The organism is Mesorhizobium sp. CA10 (assembly GCF_020165285.1).
GTDB lineage: Bacteria > Pseudomonadota > Alphaproteobacteria > Rhizobiales > Rhizobiaceae > Mesorhizobium.
In genome coordinates this window covers 222937-242844 of sequence record NZ_JAIUHV010000010.1, presented here as the reverse complement: position 1 = coordinate 242844, position 19908 = coordinate 222937, and the positions used below count along the sequence as shown (strand labels likewise).

Genomic DNA, 19908 nt, shown 5'->3' with positions numbered 1-19908 from the left:
CGGCCGCCGGCTGCTCGTCATTGGCAAAGACATCGCTGCCGTCATCGGCATCGTCCATGCCCGCCAGGCCTACATCGTCTTCGCGCGGCGACGGCATCGGCGGCGGCGCCTTCTGCCAGGCTGGTTCCGCCTTTGGCGCGGTCTGCCAGTTCGGCTCGGTCCTTGCCGTGTTCTGCCAGGCTGGCTCGTCCTTCGCAGGGGTTTGCCGCGCGGGTTCCGCCTTCGGCCCGCTTTGCCAGCTGGGTTCGGTCCTGGCGGGCGCGGGCGACGGCCTGAACGGCTCGGACTTGAACGGATCCGGCTTGGCGGGCTCAGGCGCCGCCGGCTGGCGGGAATGGCTCGGCTGGTTCTTGTTGCGGTCGATGGAGGAGAAAATATGCTCCAGCTCCGCCAGCGGATCCTCGGCCGGAACGCGTTTGACATACTCGCGCTCGACACTGGAAATGGCGTCTTCCAGCGAGCGCTTCTGCTTGCTGACGACATCGGGCGCAAGCGGCGGGGAATACTCGGCCAGTTTCTTCGCCAGCACGGCGCGGGCGCCGTCGTATATCTGCTTGCGCATCTCGAACGAAGGGTCGACCTTCTTGTCGAGCTGCTTTTTCAGAACACTAACGAAATCTGCCATGCGTCAGGTGACCTGCATTCTTTTCCCGCCGGCCGCAAATCAGCCATAGCGCCGGGAAGGGCTGTGAAACTAGTCTTGAAACGGGTCGGTCACAAGTATTGTGTCGTCCCGCTCGGGGCTGGTGGAGAGCAACGCCACGGGGGCACCGATCAGCTCCTCGATATGGCGGACATATTTGACGGCTTGCGCCGGCAAATCGTTCCAGCTTCTGGCGCCGGCCGTGGTTCCCTTCCAGCCTTCGAGCGCCTCGTAGACGGGCTCGACCCGCGCTTGCGCGCCCTGGCTGGCCGGCAGGTAATCGATCGTCTCGCCGTCGAGGCGATAGCCCGTGCAGACCTTGATCTCGTCGAGCCCGTCGAGCACGTCGAGCTTGGTGAGAGCGATGCCCTTGATGCCGTTGACAGCGACGGCCTGGCGCACCAGCACGGCGTCGAACCAGCCGCAGCGGCGCTTGCGGCCGGTGACGACGCCGAACTCGTGGCCGCGCGTGCCGAGGAACTCGCCGATCTCGTTCTTCTGCTCGGTCGGGAACGGCCCTTCGCCGACGCGCGTCGTATAGGCCTTGGTGATGCCGAGCACATAGCCGATGACGCCGGGGCCTACGCCCGAACCGGCGGCGGCCTGCCCGGCCACGGTGTTGGACGAGGTGACGAACGGATAGGTGCCGTGGTCGATGTCGAGCAGCGTGCCCTGCGCGCCCTCGAACAGGATGCGTTCGCCGGCGCGGCGCCTGTCGTCGAGCACCTTCCAGACGCGGTCCATGTAAGGCAGGATCTCGGCGGCCACCGAGGTCAGTTCCTGCATGATCGCCTCATGCGTCGCTTCCGCATGACCGAGCCCGCGGCGCAGCGCATTGTGATGCGTCAGCAGCCTGTCGACCTTCAAGGGCAGCGTTTCCAGATCCGCTAAATCCATCACCCGCACCGCGCGCCGGCCCACCTTGTCCTCATAGGCGGGGCCGATGCCGCGTCGTGTCGTGCCAATCTTGGTTCCTGAATTCGAGGCTGCGTCTTCGCGCAATCCGTCCAGCTCCCGGTGCAGGGACAGGATAAGCGCGGTGTTTTCGGCTATTTTCAGGCGTTCCGGCGTGACCTCCACGCCCTGCTCCTTGAGCTTCTTGGCTTCGGCGACGAAGGCATGCGGATCGAACACCACGCCGTTGCCGATGATCGAAAGCTTGCCCTGCCTGACCACGCCGGACGGCAGCAGCGACAGCTTGTAAACCTTGCCGTCGACGACCAGCGTGTGGCCGGCATTGTGGCCGCCCTGGAAGCGCACGACCACATCGGCCCGTTCTGACAGCCAGTCGACGATCTTGCCCTTGCCTTCGTCACCCCATTGCGAGCCGACGACCACCACATTGGCCATGTTCTTTTCCCTTGAAATGCCGCGCGGGCGGCCTGAAACGACAGGCCTCTATAGCGTCAAGCGACGGCTGGCGCGACCCTTTCTTTGCCGTCGAAACCATCGTTGGAGCATGACCCGAACCGAAGGTCGGCGAACCCAAAAAGCGGGAACCGGCTTCCGCAAGTGACCATGCCCCTCAAGGACTTGGATCAAAATGACGCCGACGGCGAGACGTCAACCTGGTCCAGGCACAACAAATTCCGGCTTTCGCATCATTTACTTGCCGCCGCCGCCACTCTAGGCCGGGTCGAACCCTCGAGCACCCGCAGGGCCGGAACCTCCATGCACCGAGCCGCCTATCTGTTCCTTCTGTCGACCATGCTCTTGTGGGGCGGCAATTCGGTGGCGGGCAAGCTTGCCGTCGGCCATGTCTCGCCGATGACGCTGGTGTTCCTGCGCTGGGTGATGGCGGTGCTGATCCTGCTGCCCATCGGTTGGCGGACGCTACGTGAGGATTGGCCCGAGGTGCGCAGGCACTGGAGGCTGCTTGCCGGGCTCGGCGCTTGCGGCTTCACCATCTTCAACGTGATCTTCTACACCGCGCTCAACTACACGACCGCCATCAATGTCTCGATCGAGCAGGCAGCCATCCCGATCGTCATCATCCTTGCCAATTTCGTGCTGTTCAGGCTGCGCGTGCAGCCTCTGCAGATCGTCGGCGTCGTGCTCACCATCGCCGGCGTCGCGCTGACGGCGAGTCATGGCGACCTCGGCCAGTTGCTGAAGCTCGAGCTCAATTTCGGCGACGCCATCATGCTTGTGGCGGTGCTTTGCTACAGCCTCTATTCGGTGGGACTGCGCCTCAGGCCGGCAATCCGCTGGCAAAGTTTCATGCTGGCGCTGTCGATTGCCGCGCTGCTGGTCTCCCTGCCCTTCTTCGTCTGGGAGGTCGCGTCTGGCCGCGTCATCGTGCCGGACGCCCGTGGCTGGGCGCTCACGCTCTACACGGCGCTTGGCGCTTCGGTCGTCTCGCAGGTCCTCTACATCAAGGGCAACGAATTGATCGGCGCCAACCGCGCCGGCCTGTTCATCAATCTGGTGCCGATCTTCGGCACGTTGCTTTCGGTGCTGATCGTCGGCGAGCAGTTTCAGGCCTATCAGGCCTTCGCGCTGGCGCTTGTCCTCGGCGGCATTGCGCTTGCCGAGTACAGCGGCAGCCGAGCAGCGCTGCAGACGGGGTGAATATCTCAACTTCCCGGCAAGCGGCCATCGGGTGACAGCCACCTCATGAATGCCCCGCCTGCTGGTGCAAGCGGGGCGTTTTCACGTCCGGATGTTACTCGCCGCCGACGTCGAAGCGCAGCCGCTTCGCCGAGTCGATCGACTTGTGCGCGCGCACCTGCTCCAACACTCTTTCCGGGAAAGGCGCATCGAGATAGAGCAGCGCGATCGCATCGCCGCCCGGTCGGTTGCGGCCGAGCTGGAAATTGGCGATGTTGACGCCGTTCTCGCCGCACACGGTACCAAGCAGGCCGACGATGCCGGGCGCGTCGGCATTGGTGGTGTAGAGCATGTGCTGGCCGACCTCGGCGTCGAGATTGATGCCCTTGATCTGGATGAAGCGCGGCTTGCCGTCGGAGAAGCAGGTGCCGGCGATCGAGCGCGTCATATGCTCGGTCTTGACGGTGAGCTTGATATAGCCGTCGAACACGCCCGACTTGTCGCGCTTGACCTCGGCGACGATGATGCCGCGCTCCTTCACCATGATCGGCGCCGACACCATGTTGACGTCAGAGACCTGCGGCCGGATGAGGCCGGCAAGGGCAGCGCTCACCAGCGCGCGCGTGTTCATCGTCGCGGTCGAGCCGTCGAACAGGATCTCGACCTCCTTGATCGGATCCTCGGTGACCTGGCCGACAAAGGCGCCGAGCACTTCGGCAAGCTTGACGAAGGGTTTCAGCCGCGGCGCCTCCTCGGCTGTGATCGAAGGCATGTTGATGGCGTTGGAGACCGCGCCCTTGATCAGGTAGTCGCTCATCTGCTCTGCAACCTGCAGCGCGACATTCTCCTGCGCCTCGGTGGTCGAGGCGCCGAGATGCGGCGTTGCCACGACATTCTCCATGCCGAACAGCGGGTTGTTCTCGGCCGGCTCGACCTCGAACACGTCTATGCCGGCGCCCGCCACCTTGCCGCTCTTCAGCGCCGCGACTAGGTCCGCCTCGACGATCAATCCGCCGCGGGCGCAATTGATGATGCGCACGCCGTCCTTCATCTTGGCGATCGCAGCCGCATCGATGATGTTGCGCGTCTTGTCGGTCAGCGGCGTGTGCAGCGTGATGAAGTCGGCACGAGCGAAGAGCTCGTCGAGCTCGACTTTCTGGACGCCGAGCTCCTCGGCGCGGCTGTCCGACAGGAACGGATCGAAAGCGATCACATGCATCTTCAGCCCGACGCCGCGCGTAGCGACGATCGAGCCGATATTGCCGCAGCCGATCACGCCCAGCGTCTTGCTGGTGATCTCGACACCCATGAAGCGGTTCTTTTCCCACTTGCCGGAATGGGTCGAGGCATTGGCTTCCGGTATCTGCCGCGCCAGCGCGAAGATCATCGCCACCGCATGCTCGGCCGTGGTGATCGAATTGCCGAAGGGCGTGTTCATCACGATAATGCCCTTGCGGCTGGCGGCCGGGATATCGACATTGTCGACGCCGATACCGGCGCGGCCGACGACCTTGAGCCTGGTTGCCGCATTGATCAGCTTCTCGGTGACCTTGGTCGCCGAGCGGATGGCGAGGCCGTCATACTGGCCGATCACCTCGGCGAGCTTTTCCTTGTCCTTGCCGAGATCGGGCAAATAGTCGACGTCGATGCCGCGATCCTTGAAGATCTGCACGGCGGTGGTGGAAAGTTTGTCCGAAACGAGAACGCGGGGCGCCATTGCGGCCTCCTTGACGTGGGAATGGATGTGTCGGGAACTGGCGGCCCGCGGGCCGCCATGAAACTCAGGCCGCTGCCTTGAGCGACGCCTTCTGCGTGGCGAAGGCCCAGTCGAGCCAGGGCAGCAACGCTTCGAGATCGGCGGTCTCGACGGTGGCGCCGCACCAGATGCGCAGGCCGGGCGGGGCATCGCGGTAGGAGCCGATGTCGTAGGCGACGCCTTCCTTGTCGAGCGCGGACACGATCCCCTTGGCGAAGGCCGCCTGGCCGTCGGCATCGAGCGCCGCCACTTGCGCGTCGGTGAAGGAGAGGCACACTGACGTGTTCGAGCGCGTCGCCGGATCGACGGCGAGGTGGCCGAGCCACGTCGACTTCTCAGCGAACCGGTCGAGCACCGCGGCATTCGCGTCCGCGCGGGCGATCAACGCTTCCAGGCCGCCGATCGACTTCGCCCAGCGGAGCGCATCGAGATAATCCTCCACGCACAGCATCGACGGCGTGTTGATGGTCTCGCCCTTGAAGATGCCCTCGATCAGCTTGCCGCCCGAGGTCAGGCGGAAGATTTTCGGCAGCGGCCAGGCCGGCTTGTAGGTCTCCAGCCGCTCGACGGCGCGGGGCGACAGGATCAGCATGCCATGCGCGCCCTCGCCGCCCAGCACCTTCTGCCAGGAGAAGGTGACGACATCGAGCTTCTCGAAATCGAGCCTTTGCGCGAAGGCGGCCGATGTCGCGTCGCAAATGGTCAGGCCCTTGCGGCTCGCGGGAATGAAATCGCCGTTCGGCACGCGCACGCCCGAGGTCGTGCCGTTCCAGGTGAAGACCACGTCGCGGTCGAAGTCGACCTGCGCCAGATCGGGCAGCTCGCCGTAGCCGGCCTCGAACTTGCGAACATCGGCGAGCTTGAGCTGCTTGACGACATCGGTCACCCAGCCCGAGCCGAAGCTCTCCCAGGCGACCATGTCGACGCCGCGCTCGCCTAGCAGCGACCAGAGCGCCATCTCGACCGCGCCGGTGTCCGACGCCGGCACGATGCCGATGCGATAATCTGTGGGAACCTTGAGGATTTCGCGCGTTAGCTCGATAGCCTGCTCGAGCTTCGCCTTGCCGATCTTGGCGCGGTGCGAGCGCCCGAGCGCGGCGGCTTTCAGCGCCTCGACCGACCAGCCGGGGCGTTTTGCGCAGGGACCTGAAGAGAAATTGGGGTTTGCCGGACGGAGTCCGGGCTTGGTAAGCGTCGTCATCGTGGTCTATCCTTCCAGATAGTGGCCCCTCGTTGGGGAGGGGTGGCCCACGGACGGCGATATGCGCTCAGAGCTTCGGCGTCAAGAGCAAAGTTTTTGTCGCGGACGGGATACTGGCGTCAGAACGCCGTAAAAACGGAAATGGCGGATCTCCCGCGATCCGCCATCGGCTTCGGCTGTCTGCTTCGCCTACCAGAGATCGTAGCGCAGGCCGAGCTTGATCTGGTGATTGCTGATGCCCTTGTGGGTCGGATAGGAGGTCAGGCTTTCGGCCGTCACATATTCCGCATCGGGCGCCGAGAAATACTGGTAGCCGAGATCGACCATAACATTCTGGCTCACCTGATAGGCAAGGCCTGCATTCAGCGTATAGGCAAGAGCATACTTGGTTTTGTTGTCCTTCAGGACGAAGTCGTCCGTGTTATCACCATTGTCGGTTGAATAGAACGCCGAAAGCTTACTCTTGGTTCGGATGAAGCCGATGCCGGCGCCGACATAGGGCGTGACCCCGACATAAGTGCCAAGATCGAAATAGCCGTTGAGCAGGCCGGTGAAGGCATAGTTCTTCAGGCTTCCCGACGCCACCGTCGGCTCCGCCGCGGTCGCGGAATCATCAAAACCGATCCTGACGCTGTTGCCGGGCAGATAGCCGAGGTTGAGATCGGCACGCAGATAGTCATTGAAATGGTAGCCGAAACCGATGCTGCCGAAGACGGGGGTTTCGTCATTCTTGAAGCTCGCCGGCGTGAAGGCGAAATCTTGGCTTTCGAAGCTCTTGTTCGCCAGATATGAGACATCGCCGCGCAGGTACCAGCCCGAGCCGATCTCGACCGGCTGGTAGTCCGGCGCCTGATCGACATAGATCGGCGGATCGTAATCGGCCGCAAGCGCCGGCGTCATCGGCAACAGGATGATTGCGGCAAGCGCTGACGCGATACGCGATCTTGATATCATGGTCCCCGGCTCCTGAAATTGGCGCCAGCCGCGAACGCGGGCGCCGTTTCAAGGAGCCATTGTTAACCATAGTGGTTAAGTGGCGGTTAAGGATAACGGCCGGTTACCGAATTGATTTCGATCAATATTTATCGACGACGCATAAACGAAAGCCGCCCGGCTGGCGCCGGGCGGCTGACGAATTTTGGGATAATGAAGGCGATTACTTGGTGTAGATCGGTTCCGGTTCCGGCTGATAGGCGACCACTGGTGCCGCGCAGCCATTGTTGCCGCCGAACTGGTAGCGCAGGCCGCCGCGCACTTCATGCGTGTTTATGCCATGATCGAACCCCGGCCCGGAGCTGGTCGAATCGAACTCGAACATGCGGCCGCCCTGGATGTGGGTGAAGCGATAGCCTGCATCGAGGATCACCCTGTCGGTCAGGCAGTAAGAAGCGCCCGCCATGAGAGCGTAGGCGAAGCGCCAGTTGGATGACCCCGGATTGGTCTCGGTGGTGTTCGGATCGTGGACCGTGTCCCACTTGATGTGCGCGCCGCCGATGCCGGCGCCGACGTAAGGCGTGATGCCGTGCCAGGTGCCGATATCCACATAGGCGTTGGCGAGCAGCAGCAGGGCGCTCATCCTCGACACTTCGGTTGATGTCGTGGTGAGGTCCGAGGTCTGGCCGTTGAAGTTCGATTTGAACCAATAGTCGGCAGTCAGATCGGTACGGAAGTAGTCGTTGACTTTGTAGCCGACACCGCCGCCTAGCGAGAAGCCACCCTTTAGCTTGCCGAAATCGAAATCGTTGGTGCCGGGCGGCGGTCCGTACGTAATGTAGTCGATGCCACGCAAAGTCGACTTGTGATAGTCGATGTCGCCACGGATATACCAGCCGCCGACATCAATCGGCTGCGGTTCGACTACCGGCGGTGGAGCTTCTTCGATTTGCGGTTCCGCGAGATCGGCGGCGAGAGCCGGTCCGGCTATCCCCGCGAACAGCGCGGCAAGCAATGCCATTCTTGCTGTCTTGAACATTCTGTCACCCCTAAGAAGCCTCGGGACGACATCGCCCGAAGATGATTGACCTCGGGTTTGGATAATGAATTGCAAAGGTTAAAAGCCGTTTAACCGTACCGATTAACCACGAATCTATACAATTTTAGAGCGAACACCGTTGTCCGATCGGCCCGCCCGGCGACAAAAAGCCCGCCTGGCGGCGGGCTTGCGGATTTAGAGGAACTGCGGGACGGCGTTCAGGCGGCGCTGCGGGTGTCCTGCAGGATGCCGACGATGTCGTTGACGACCGCTTCGACCAGCTGCGGATCATCGCCCTCGGCCATGACCCGGATGAGCGGCTCGGTGCCGGAGGGACGGATCACCAGGCGGCCGGCTTTGCCAAGCCGGTTGCGCGCATCCTCGATGGCCGCCTTGACCGGAGCTTCCTCCAGCGGCTTGCCGCCGGAGATGCGGACATTCTTCAGAAGCTGCGGCACCGGCTCGAACTTCTTCGACAATTCGCTGACCGGCCGGTTCTGCCGCTTGATGCAGGCCAGCACCTGCAGCGCCGAGACCAGGCCGTCGCCGGTGGTCGAGAAATCGGACAGCACGATATGGCCGGACTGCTCGCCGCCGACATTCAAGCCATGCGCGCGCATGTGCTCGACCACATAGCGGTCGCCGACCTTGGTGCGGTGCAGCTGCAGCTTCATGTCGCCAAGAAAGCGTTCCAGGCCGAGATTGGACATCACGGTGGAGACGACGCCGCCGCCGGCCAGCCGACCGCTCTGGTGCCAGGACTCCGCGATCAGGGCCATGATCTGGTCGCCGTCGACGATGGTGCCGTTCTCGTCGACGATCACCACCCGGTCGGCGTCGCCGTCGAGCGCGATGCCGATATCGGCGCGCACCTCGTGCACCTTCTTCTGCAGGCCGGCCGGATGGGTCGAGCCGCACTCCTTGTTGATGTTGAAGCCGTTCGGCTCGACATTGATCGCCACCACCTCGGCGCCGAGCTCCCACAACGCCTCGGGCGCCACCTTATAGGCGGCGCCGTTGGCGCAATCGACGACGATCCTCAGGCCCGAAAGCGACATTGAGCGCGGCAGCGTGCGCTTGGCGAATTCGATATAGCGGTCATGCACGCCGTCTACGCGCTTGGCCCGGCCGAGCCCGTCGGAATCGGCGAGCGCCAGCTCGATATCCTTGTCGAGCATGCCTTCGATACGTTCCTCGATCTCGTCGGAAAGCTTGTAGCCGTCGGGACCGAACAGCTTGATGCCGTTGTCGTAGTAAGGATTGTGCGAGGCCGAGATCATCACGCCGATGTCGGCGCGCAGGGAGCGCACCAGCATGGCGACGGCGGGCGTCGGTATGGGGCCGAGCAGGAACACGTCCATCCCGGCGGCGCACAGGCCCGCCACCATGGCGTTCTCGATCATGTAGCCGGAAAGCCGCGTGTCCTTGCCGAGCACGACGCGATGACGATGATTGCCGCGCTGAAAGGAGAGCCCGGCGGCCATGCCGACCCGCATGGCGACCTCGGCCGTCATCGGAAATTTGTTGGCGCGTCCGCGGATACCGTCGGTGCCGAAATACTGACCTGCCATGTGTCTCAAAGTCCCCGTCGGTTTTTCAGCCGCCCGTTTTGCCACAAATTGGGCCGCATCCGATCATCAAATTTCGTGATTGTATATTACCAATTCTTAGAAAAACATTGTAGCGGGCGATGCAAGCGATTCGACAGCCTGTCACCACCTTTGACGTGGCAGCGCTATACCTGCCGGTGCGAGGCTCTTCGGTGCCCCGCAAACCCTGGCTGGCGGCGAACCGGCAGGCAATTCATCACCTTATCGCGAATAACACACTTTGTGAGAGCGCCTGTGCCGGAAGCATCTGGCGCAACCGGACATTGAGAGCTATTGATTTGGCATAGGGACACTTATTGGCGGCAGCAAGGGAGAAAACGCCATGCTTATTCATAGACTTGCAGCTTTGACGGGTATCGCCGTCGCAACCTTGTTCCTGGCGGCGCCGGCCAACGCGCTGACCATGGCCGAGTGCAGCACCAAGTATAACGCGGCCAAGGATGCGGGAACGCTCGCCGGCCAAACCTGGAACCAGTTCCGCAAGGCCCAGTGCGGCAGCGACGCCACCGCGACCGACACCAAGGCCGCGACCGATACCAAGGCGGCGACCGATACGAAGGCCACCGACACCAAGCCCGCCAAGAAGACGAAGGCGGCCGCCGCTGCCGACGACGCGGCCAAGGGCCTGAGCTCCAAGGAATGCAGCACGAAATACCAGGCTGCAAAATCCGCCGGCACGCTCAACGGCATGAAGTGGAACGACTTCCGCAAGGCCGAGTGCGGTCCTGGCGCAACCACCGCGGCTGCCACCGCCCCCGCCACCAAAACCGCCACGACGACCAAGACCTCGACCGCCGCTGCCGATGGCGGCAAGGGCCTGACCATGGCCGAGTGCAGCACCAAGTACCAGGCTGCGAAGACCGCCAACAAGCTGAACGGCATGAAGTGGAACGACTTCCGCAAGGCCGAATGCGGCGCAGGTGCCGACGATGACGACACCGTGCCTGCGCCGACTGAGGCGACTTTCACGAAGGAACCGGCCAAGCCGACTGTGACCGCCCCGAAGGGCGTCACTTTCCCGGCCGCCATCTCGCCGAAATTCGCCAACGAGACCCCGGCCAAGGGCCGCATGCATACCTGCCTCGAGCAGTACTATGCCAACAAGGATGCCAACACGCTGAACGGCCTGAAGTGGATCCAGAAAGGCGGCGGCTTCTACAGCCTCTGCAACGCCAAGCTGAAGAGCTGATCGCCTAATTATTCGAAGGGAAAGGCCCGCGCGTCGCAAGATGCGCGGGCCTTTTGTTGCAGGCGAAGACGCCCGCAGCCTTGCTCGCATCTGCATATGGCGGGACTGTCGGCATCGTCGATTTGCCCACACTGCCCATCGCCAGGTTTTGTCGGGAGCTCGCAAAGATTCCGGTTGAACATATAGGGAACAAACAGTATACAAAAGCTGTCCAACTTATCATCAATCAGGAGGGTCTCAATGTTCAGTTTGAAATTGGCGGCGTTGGCTGTGACGGCATTGGTCGCTTGGAACGCCTCACCTGCGAGCGCGCTGACGATGAAGGAATGCAGCGAGACCTATCGGGCGGCCAAGGAAGGCGGCACTCTGAACGGCATGGACTGGGCCGCTTTCCGCAAGGAGAAATGCGCGACGTCCGCCGCGGAGAGCGTCAGCGCGGATCCGGTCACATCCGCGGAGCAGCAGAAAACGGAAACCAGCGCGGCGGTCGTCCCCACGGTAGCGCCGGCGGGCGTGACATTCCCAACCACCCTCGCCGCCGAGTTCAAGACCGAAAAGCCCGCTAAGGCCCGGATGAAGACCTGCCTGCAGGGTTACCACAACAACAAGGAAGCGGGTACGTTGAACGGCCTTCGCTGGATCCAGAAAGGCGGCGGTTACTACAGCCTCTGCAATGCGCGGCTGAAAGCTGAATCATAAAAATCAAATACGGGGGATAAAGCGGTTCACCGTTTTTCCCGCAGACGTTGAGCCATCATCCTCGGGAGTATCTGGGATCTGCTGTTGGGCGATATCTACGCGCCAGGACGAGGGAAGCCTTGCCTCGTCTCCAATGCAAACAAAAACGCCGCGGAGCAAGCCGCGGCGTTTCTCGATCAGTCTTTCGCGCACCACCTCAGCTTGACGGCTGCGGCTCCATGCCGCCTTCGGGCTCGGGGCCCTTCTTGCGGCGGCCGCCGGTGCCGGCCTTCGGCACGGCCGAGCCGCGGCTGGGCGGGGTGTCGTCGCCAAGGTCGCGGGCGGGCTTGTTGCCCGCGATCAGCTGCTTGATCTCGTCGCCGGACAGCGTCTCGTATTCGAGCAGTCCTTCGGCGAGCGCGATCCACTCCTTCTTCTTCTTGGTCAGGATGGTCTTGGCGGTCGAATAGGCGTCGTCGATCAGGCGCCGCACCTCGGCGTCGATGATCTGCGCCGTCTCTTCCGAGATGTTCTGGGTGCGCGCCACCGAATGGCCGAGGAAGACCTCTTCCTGGTTGTCGCCATAGGCGACGTGGCCGAGCTTGTCGGAGAAGCCCCAGCGCGTGACCATGGCGCGCGCCAGCTTGGTCGCCTGCTCGATATCGGAGGAGGCGCCCGACGTGATGTTCTCCTTGCCGAACTTGAACTCTTCGGCGACGCGGCCGCCCATCATGATCGCAAGCCGCGAGATCATGTACTTGTAGCTCATCGAATAGCGGTCGCCTTCCGGCAACTGCATGACCATGCCGAGCGCGCGGCCGCGCGGGATGATGGTTGCCTTGTGCAGCGGATCGGCCGACGGCACGTTGAGCGCCAGGATCGCGTGCCCGGCCTCGTGATAGGCGGTCAGCTCCTTCTCGGCCTGCGTCATCGCCGACGAGCGGCGCTCGGCGCCCATCATGATCTTGTCCTTGGCGTCCTCGAACTCGGCCATGGTGACGAGCCGCTTGTTGCGGCGCGCCGCCATCAGCGCGGATTCGTTGACGAGGTTCATCAGATCGGCGCCGGAAAAGCCCGGGGTGCCGCGCGCAACCACCTTGAGGTCGACATTGGGCGCCAGCGGCACGTTGCGCACATGCACCTTGAGGATCTTCTCGCGGCCGACGATGTCGGGGTTCGGCACCACGACCTGGCGGTCGAAACGGCCGGGCCTCAGCAGCGCCGGGTCGAGCACGTCGGGCCGGTTGGTGGCGGCGATGAGGATGATGCTCTCGTTGGACTCGAAACCGTCCATCTCGACCAGCAGCTGGTTTAGCGTCTGCTCGCGTTCGTCATTGCCGCCGCCGAGCCCGGCGCCGCGATGGCGGCCGACCGCGTCGATTTCGTCGATGAAGATGATGCAGGGCGCGTTCTTCTTGGCCTGGTCGAACATGTCGCGCACGCGGCTTGCGCCGACGCCGACGAACATCTCGACGAAGTCCGAGCCGGAAATGGTGAAGAACGGCACGTTGGCCTCACCGGCAACCGAGCGGGCGAGCAGCGTCTTGCCGGTGCCGGGCGGGCCGACCAGGAGCACGCCGCGCGGGATCTTGCCGCCGAGGCGCTGGAACTTCTGCGGATCGCGCAGGAACTCGACGATCTCTTCGAGATCCTCCTTGGCCTCGTCGACGCCGGCGACGTCCTGGAAGGTGACGCGGCCGTGCGCCTCGGTCAAAAGCTTGGCCTTCGACTTGCCGAAGCCCATGGCGCGGCCGGAGCCCGATTGCATCTGGCGCATGAAGAATATCCACACGCCGAGGATCAGGATCATCGGCAACCACGAGATCAGATAGCCGAACAGCGAATTGGAGCCGTCGGTCTCGGGCTTGGCGGTGATGGTGACGTTTTTGTCCTGCAGCCTGGAGACCAGCGACGGGTCGCCGGGCGAATAGGTCTGAAAGCCGTTGGCGTTGTCCGTGTAGTTGCCGAAGATGCGGGCGCCGGCGATGGTCACGCTTTTGACCCGGCCCGACGCGACGTCCTGCAGGAACTGCGAATAGGCGATATCCGTGGTGGCGCCGCGCGTCTGCGGCGTCTGGAAAAGATTGAACAGGGCTATGAGCAGGACCGCTATGATCGCCCAGAGCGCGAGGTTGCGATAATTCGGATTCATCTATTGTCCCGTTGGCGTCCGCGCGCGGACCCGCGATAATGGATTAGCTTGGGCCTAACATAGGGAGAGCGCCCCCCCTTGCCAAGCAGAACAGCACGTATCGGTTAAGCTTTCGCCCACCCTCAACCACCATCATGGCGGCGGAATGGCAGTGCCGGCAACGGCGGCGCGCCGACCAAGGCCGCCGCGGCGGCGGCGGGCTCGATGTCGAATGACGGCAGGAAGCGCGCGAAAGGAGCCACCGCCGGAGCGATCGAGACCGATCGTGAGCCGGCATTGCCGCCCGCAAGACCAAGGCATTCGCCGGCGAACCACAGCGCGGGCTCCGCGGCAAGCGCGGCGCGCGAAAAGCTCGGCGGGATATCCTCACTCAAGGGCGCTTTCCCGGCGGCGGCCGCCCCCAGCGGCGCGATCACCAAGTCGCCAGGCCTGTCTTTCAAAGTGATGCGCCGCCGATTGTCCCAGAGCCGGTTGTGCTGCGGTGGCGCGGCGGCAGGCAGGCCGCGGTTCTCGCGGCGAAGGAAAATGCCGGTTCGTCGCGCGTCGATAACCGTCCGCGACAATGTGGCGCGAAACGGAGCGGACCGCAGGCGCGAAAGCAGCGCAGCGCAGCGCGTCTCGTCGGCGAGAAACGAGACGCCGCCGATGGTGGCCAACAGGATACGCAGCGCATGGATGGCGGCTTGGCCATCCTCATGTCCGGCAAACTTGCGATCGAGGCGGATGAGGCCCGGAACCGGCCTGGCGGCAAAGGCGTCGATGAGCATGGTGGCGCGGCGGCCGATTTCCCGGCGCTCGAGAGCCGCCTGGCCCGCCCGTGCCAGCGCCTGCGCGACACGCTGTTCGCCGTCGCCCTGAGCGAGCTTCGCCCGCACGCGCGGCCGCTCGAAACGGGCATCGGCATTGGTCGGATCCTCGATCCAGCCGATGTCGCGAGCCCGCAGCATCTCGCGCAGTGCCGCGCGCCTTGTGCCAAGTAGCGGCCGGACGATCCATGTCCGCCAGTCGAACAGCGTGGCGGGCGCCATGCCGGCGAGGCCCCGGCCCTCATCGTCGCGCGCCTGCCGCATCAGCACCGTCTCGGCCTGGTCGTCGGCGGTGTGGCCGGTCAGGATCAGCTTGATGCCTTCGGCGCCGGCAGCTTCGGCAAGCAGCCGGTAGCGCGCCTCGCGCGCGGCGGCCGCCAGACCGGTCGCGGGCTTGTCGCCGCGCCAGGCAAGAATGCGATGCGCGATGCCGCGCTCGGCGCAGAAGCGTTGAACGAGCCGCGCCTCAGTGGCCGAGTCGGGCCTCAGGCCATGATCGATGGTCACCGCGAGCAGCCTGGCGGCCGATGCCGTCCGGTCGAGGTGATCTTTGAGGAGAAGGAGAAGGGCGGTCGAGTCGCTGCCGCCGGACACGGCAGCAATGGCGCCGGTCGAAAGATCCAGGTCGGAGAAAAGGCAGTCCAAAAGGTCAGGTTTGCTGTCGGGCGTCAGCACGACGCCAGGGCCCTTTCCTGCTTGATGCGTTCCTTGAGAGCGCCGGAAACATCGGGATAGCGCTTGCCGATTTCGCTGAAGGTGGCGCAGGCCACATCGTTCTGCTTCAGGCCGACCAGCGAAACGCCAAGCTTGAGCAGCATGTCGGGCGCCTTTTTGGCCTTCGGATAGTCCTTGCTGGCGGCGAGGAAGACTTCGGCCGCGTCACGGTATTTCTGCTGCCCGAGCAGCGACTCGCCCAGCCAGTAATGCGCATCAGCCGCCTTGGCGTCCTTGGGGAAGCGGGAAATATGGTCGCGAAAACCCTGCTCGGCGGTCGGATAATCGCCCGACAGGATGAATTGGTAGGAATTGCGATAGAGCTCGTCGGGATCGTTGGTCGACGGCAGGGCCGCCATTTCGGTGCCGCCGGACTTGCTCTTCTTGGCCGGCGTTTCGGCGGAAGGAGCGCTTGCCGTGGCCGCGGGAGCCTCCGCCGGCGCGCTGGCCTGCGGGCCGGTCTCGGCATTGACCACGTTGCCGTTCTTGTCGACGGTGATGGTGCCGAAATTCTTCGGCGGCGCGCCGGTGATCAGCTTGCCGGGATCGCCGGTCTGCGATTCCACGATGACGTCGCCAACGCTTTTGCCGCCGTTTTGCGCGCCGGTGCCGGCCGGCGCCTGCGTCGCCGGGGCCTGGGCGACGCTATTGTCGGCTCCGGCGTCGCCGGTGCCGGATTGACCGGTGCCGGCATCGCCGAGATTGGTGTTGCCGTTATTGTTGTCCTGGGGCGCGGCTTCCGATTTCTTCTGCCCGGCCGGCTTGGCGCCTCCTTGGCCCTCCAGCTGCTGGAAACGGAACTCATTGTCTTCCTGCTGCTTGCGGATCTGTTCCTGCATCTGCAGGATCTGGAAATTCATCTCCTCGATCTTGCCGTTCAGCTGGCGCAGTTGGTCTTCCAGACCCGTCACGCCGGCGCCGCCCTCCTGTTGCGCGACCTGCGCCTGTTCCGGCTTCTTCTTGTCGCCGAAGATGCCGAGCGTGGGCAGGTGGAAGGTGAACCCGCTGTCGGCGGCCGGCCCGGCACTGTCGGCCGGCGCTGCAAGGCTTGGGAGGCTTGATACGAGCAGCAGCGCAAGCGTGCCGCTCAGGACCGTTCTGAAGTGCATTCTGTCTCTCGCGGTGGGTGTTGGCCTGATGCGCCTTTCCAAATCAAACAAGGGGAGGAAGCGCCCTCGCGCTCATAGCAGGACGCGAGACTTCGGCCAAATTTTGTTTCGGTTTCTTGCAAAGGAAAAAGGCGGCCCTGAGGCCGCCTTTCATTTTTTGGATGTTGTATTTTTGTCGCCTGGGACGCCGAGCGCCGTTACCGAAAATCGACCCCGATCTTCGGTACCATGCGTCAGGAGCCGGCGCCGGAAAGCGTGGTGACGGCGCGGCGGTTCTGCGACCAGCAGGAGATGTCGTCGCAGACCGCGACCGGACGCTCCTTGCCGTAAGAGATCGTCTTCAGGCGGCCGGCGGAGACGCCCTTGGAGACAAGGAAGTCGCGGGTGGCGGCGGCGCGGCGGGCGCCCAGTGCCAGATTGTACTCACGCGTGCCGCGCTCGTCGGCATGGCCTTCGATGACGATCGCATACTGGCGGTACTGGTTCAGCCACTGCGCCTGGCGGGCCAGCGTGGTCTGCGCGTCGGCGCGGATCGACGAGGAATCGGTGTCGAAGAAGATGCGGTCGCCGATGTTGACGGTGAAGTCCTGCGCCGAACCGGGCGTGGCGGCGCCGGCACCATTGAGGCCGAGATCGGCCGCGCTGTTCGGGGTTTTCTTCGAGGCGCAACCGGTAATGGCGAGCGCCATCACGAGAGCGATCATCGCTGGGTTTCTGGTAAGTGCTGCGATACGGCCCATGCCGCCTCTCCTTCGCATATGAGTGATTTCGTTGATCACCCAGTAACCACGTTTGGGTTAACCGGCATTCAAGAAACACGGTTAATTTTTGGTTTCGAGCTGCCCCCGCGGCTCTTCTCGTCCGACGCATTTACCGGGGCAAGACTGCGCGCGGACCCTAGGCAGAAATGCGGCCAAAACGCGACCAAGGGGGAAAGCAGGATTTTGAGCCGCCCGCTTTCTTCACTTCTTCAATTCTTCAATTCTTCAATTCCCCGGTTCCCCGCCCCTCACTCAAGCAACGGCGACCAAGCCGGGTCCGAAGCATAGTTCGCCGTCGGAATCTGCTGCTCGTTGCGGCCGGTGAGATCGACCGAGACCAGCTTGGGGCCGCCGGCGGAGTCGCGGAAGAACATCAGCACGCGGCCGTTCGGCGCCCAGGTCGGACCCTCCTGCTGGAAGCCGGAGGACAGGATGCGCTCGCCCGAGCCGTCGGTCTTCATGACGCCGATCTGGAACTCGCCGCCGCTCTGCTTGGTGAAAGCGATGAGATCGCCGCGCGGCGACCAGACGGGCGTCGAATAGACGCCGTCGCCGAAGGATATGCGGTGCGGATTGGAGCCGTCCGCGCCCATGACATAGATCTGCGAACGGCCGCTGCCGCCGCCGCGGTCGGAGGTGAAGACGATCTGCGAGCCGTCCGGCGAATAGGAGGGAGAAGTGTCGATCGCGGTCGAATCGGTGAGCCGCGTCGTCGAGCGGCTCCTCAGATCCATGGCGAAAATGTTGGAGTTGCCGTCGTCGCGCAGCAGGCTCATGATGACCTTCTGGCCGTCGGGCGAGAAGCGCGGCGCGAACGTCATGCCGGGGAAGTTGCCCACCAGCTCGCGCTGTCCGGTCTCGATCTGCAGCAGATAGACCTTCGGCTGCCCGCTTTCATAGGACATGTAGGTGATTTCCTGCCGGTTCGGCGAAAAACGCGGCGTCAGAACGATCGCGCGGCCGTCCGACAGGTAGCGTATATTGGCGCCGTCCTGGTCCATGATGGCGAGCCGCTTCTTGCGGGCGTTCTTGGCGCCGGACTCGTCGACGAAGACGACGCGCGTGTCGAAATAGCCCTTTTCGCCGGTGATCCGCTCATAGATGGCGTCGGCGATGATATGGGCGACGCGCCTGGTGTTGGCGTCGTTGGCGAAGAACTGCTCGCCCGCCATCTGCTGGCCCGCAAACGTATCCCACAACCGGTACTGGGCGCGGATGCGGCCGTCGGCTTCCTTGCCGACGCTGCCGGTGACCAGCGCCTGCGCGTTGATCACCTTCCAGTCGTCGAAGCGCGGTGTGGCGTCCGGGCCGGAAATCTTTTCGATGAAGGCGCTCTTGTCGATCGGCGCGAACAGGCCGGAGCGTTTCAGGTCGGCGGTGACGATCTCGGTGATCTGCGCGCCCAGCGCATCATTCGACTGAAAATCCGTGATGGCGATCGGCAGCGGTTCGACATTGCCCTTGTTGACGTTGATCTCGACGAGAGCCCATGCCGGCGCGGCGGCGCCAACGATAGAACCCAGTGCAATTGTCGCGACCATCAGGAGCGGCTTGAGGGTGAATTTCATATCTTCTCGCTTCTCTTCGCTGATTGTGCGGAGGGCAGGCCTCAGAGGCCAAGCATTTCCCTCGGATCGAAAGTGACCTTGATCTGCGCCCAGATGTCCTGTTTTCCGGGAGGAACCTGCAGGCCGGCCATGTTGCATTTCTGGATAGCGCGCACCGCGCTTTCGTCGACCTGGCGGTTTCCGCTCGATTTCTCGACGACAGGCCGGCCGTCCAGCTTGCCGGAGGCGTCGAGATTGAACGAGATCACGGCGATGAGATCGTCCGAGGCCTCCATGCCCGCCGGGAAGGTCCAGCAACCCGCAAGCTGATCGCGCAAGGCCCCTTCCTCCGACTTCGACAGCTTCTGGCCCTGGTCCTTTTCGCCGCCGAGCGAGGCCTGCTGCGTCGAGCGCTTTGCGCCGCCGCCGGACGGCTTCTGCTTGTCCAGCAGGGCGGAAATCTCATCGGCATTGAACTGCTTGTCGTCCGACTTCGGCTTGGAAGATGCTTCCTTCACCGGCTTGTCGGCGTCCTTGCGGTCCGGCGCCTTGGCGCTTTCGGCCTGGGCCGGCTGCGGCTTCGGCCGCGCTTCCGGCGCAGGCGCGGAGTCCGGAAGCTTGGCCTCGTCGGTGGGTTGCTGCTGGGCGATCGCGTCGGCGACGGCGTCGGGCTTGACCTCGTCCTTCGAGATAGCGGCGGTCGTGTCCTTCGGCGGCGTCGGTGTCGGCTGCTTGGCCGGCGTCGGCTTGGGCTCCGTCTGCTTGACCGGCTCGGGCTTGACCTCTTCCTTCGGCGTCGGCGTCGGCGCGACTTCCGTCGCCGGGGTCGGCTTCGGCTTTTCCTGCGGCTTCGGCACGTCCTCGACCGCAGGCTTCTCGGTCGGCGTCGGCGCGGGCGGCGGCGCCGCCGTCTTCTCGACCGGCTTCGGCTTGGCTTCGTCCGTCACCGGCTTGTCGGTATCGACGGTGTTCTCGCCGACCTTCTGTGCATTGGGCACGACGTCCGGCCGCTTGGTCGGCAGCGGCGCCGGTTTTTCATGCATCACCGACTTCTTGTCGCCCTGCAGCGTCTGCGGCACGGCTTCCATAGGCACGATGTCGACCGCCACCGACTCCACGTCGGCCGCGGGCATGGCAGGTGGCGACGACAGCGTGAACAGCCCGAAGGCCAGCGCCACCGTATGCAAGATCACCGATGAGGTGAGGCCGGTCCGCATTTG

The 19908-nt window shown here is 63.8% G+C and carries 15 protein-coding genes and 1 pseudogene; 3 read left to right on the top strand and 13 right to left on the bottom strand.

Annotated features, from left to right (window positions below; genetic code table 11):
• Both LB535_RS21470 and LB535_RS21465 read right to left on the bottom strand, forming a co-directional pair.
• Positions 1-625: pseudogene (locus LB535_RS21470) on the bottom strand (hypothetical protein); the annotation flags it as partial.
• Between the two features lie 69 nt (positions 626-694).
• Positions 695-1993: an adenylosuccinate synthase gene (locus LB535_RS21465; RefSeq protein WP_224633601.1), complete on the bottom strand. Its 1299-nt coding sequence runs from the start codon at positions 1991-1993 to the stop codon at positions 695-697.
• A gap of 321 nt (positions 1994-2314) precedes the next feature.
• Here LB535_RS21465 and LB535_RS21460 point away from each other — a divergent pair, with 321 nt between their 5' ends.
• Entirely contained in the window at positions 2315-3214 is a 900-nt protein-coding gene (locus tag LB535_RS21460; RefSeq protein ID WP_224549297.1) for a DMT family transporter, read from the top strand.
• A 94-nt stretch (positions 3215-3308) separates the two neighbouring features.
• Here LB535_RS21460 and serA read toward each other — a convergent pair whose 3' ends face one another.
• The 5 genes from serA to glmM form a co-directional block, all read right to left on the bottom strand.
• Positions 3309-4910: a phosphoglycerate dehydrogenase gene (gene serA, locus LB535_RS21455; protein WP_224633600.1), complete on the bottom strand. Its 1602-nt coding sequence runs from the start codon at positions 4908-4910 to the stop codon at positions 3309-3311.
• Positions 4911-4974: 64 nt separating this feature from the next.
• Positions 4975-6150 carry a phosphoserine transaminase gene (locus LB535_RS21450; protein WP_224633599.1) on the bottom strand — a complete coding sequence of 392 codons (1176 nt, stop codon included), beginning with the start codon at positions 6148-6150 and terminating at the stop codon, positions 4975-4977.
• Positions 6151-6339: 189 nt separating this feature from the next.
• Positions 6340-7104, bottom strand: a complete 765-nt coding sequence (locus LB535_RS21445; RefSeq protein WP_224633598.1) for an outer membrane protein — start codon at positions 7102-7104, stop codon at positions 6340-6342.
• 202 nt (positions 7105-7306) lie between these two features.
• Positions 7307-8122 carry an outer membrane protein gene (locus LB535_RS21440; RefSeq protein WP_140841634.1) on the bottom strand — a complete coding sequence of 272 codons (816 nt, stop codon included), beginning with the start codon at positions 8120-8122 and terminating at the stop codon, positions 7307-7309.
• Positions 8123-8340: 218 nt separating this feature from the next.
• Positions 8341-9693, bottom strand: a complete 1353-nt coding sequence (glmM, locus tag LB535_RS21435; protein WP_224633597.1) for a phosphoglucosamine mutase — start codon at positions 9691-9693, stop codon at positions 8341-8343.
• Between the two features lie 361 nt (positions 9694-10054).
• Here glmM and LB535_RS21430 point away from each other — a divergent pair, with 361 nt between their 5' ends.
• Positions 10055-10921 carry a hypothetical protein gene (locus LB535_RS21430; protein WP_224633596.1) on the top strand — a complete coding sequence of 289 codons (867 nt, stop codon included), beginning with the start codon at positions 10055-10057 and terminating at the stop codon, positions 10919-10921.
• A 240-nt stretch (positions 10922-11161) separates the two neighbouring features.
• On the top strand, positions 11162-11620 hold the full coding sequence (locus tag LB535_RS21425; RefSeq protein ID WP_224528015.1) for a hypothetical protein: 459 nt from the start codon (positions 11162-11164) through the stop codon (positions 11618-11620).
• 196 nt (positions 11621-11816) lie between these two features.
• On the opposite strand, the gene ftsH is transcribed toward LB535_RS21425, so the two are convergent.
• The 6 genes from ftsH to LB535_RS21395 all read right to left on the bottom strand — a co-directional run bounded on the left by ftsH (position 11817) and on the right by LB535_RS21395 (position 19905).
• Positions 11817-13751, bottom strand: a complete 1935-nt coding sequence (gene ftsH / locus LB535_RS21420; RefSeq protein ID WP_095767284.1) for an ATP-dependent zinc metalloprotease FtsH — start codon at positions 13749-13751, stop codon at positions 11817-11819.
• Positions 13752-13873: 122 nt separating this feature from the next.
• Positions 13874-15232 (bottom strand): tRNA lysidine(34) synthetase TilS, encoded by a 1359-nt coding sequence (gene tilS / locus LB535_RS21415; RefSeq protein ID WP_224633595.1) that lies wholly within the window; start codon positions 15230-15232, stop codon positions 13874-13876.
• Positions 15226-16380, bottom strand: a complete 1155-nt coding sequence (gene ybgF, locus LB535_RS21410) for a tol-pal system protein YbgF (RefSeq protein WP_224633594.1) — start codon at positions 16378-16380, stop codon at positions 15226-15228. The genes tilS and ybgF overlap by 7 nt, the downstream gene beginning before the upstream one ends.
• 233 nt (positions 16381-16613) lie before the next feature.
• Positions 16614-17120: a peptidoglycan-associated lipoprotein Pal gene (gene pal / locus LB535_RS21405; protein ID WP_095767281.1), complete on the bottom strand. Its 507-nt coding sequence runs from the start codon at positions 17118-17120 to the stop codon at positions 16614-16616.
• A 269-nt stretch (positions 17121-17389) separates the two neighbouring features.
• A complete protein-coding gene (gene tolB, locus LB535_RS21400) occupies positions 17390-18682 on the bottom strand; it encodes a Tol-Pal system beta propeller repeat protein TolB (RefSeq protein ID WP_224528395.1) in 1293 nt (430 codons plus the stop codon).
• A 68-nt stretch (positions 18683-18750) separates the two neighbouring features.
• A complete protein-coding gene (locus LB535_RS21395) occupies positions 18751-19905 on the bottom strand; it encodes an energy transducer TonB (protein ID WP_224633593.1) in 1155 nt (384 codons plus the stop codon).
• Between the last annotated feature and the right edge of the window lie 3 nt (positions 19906-19908).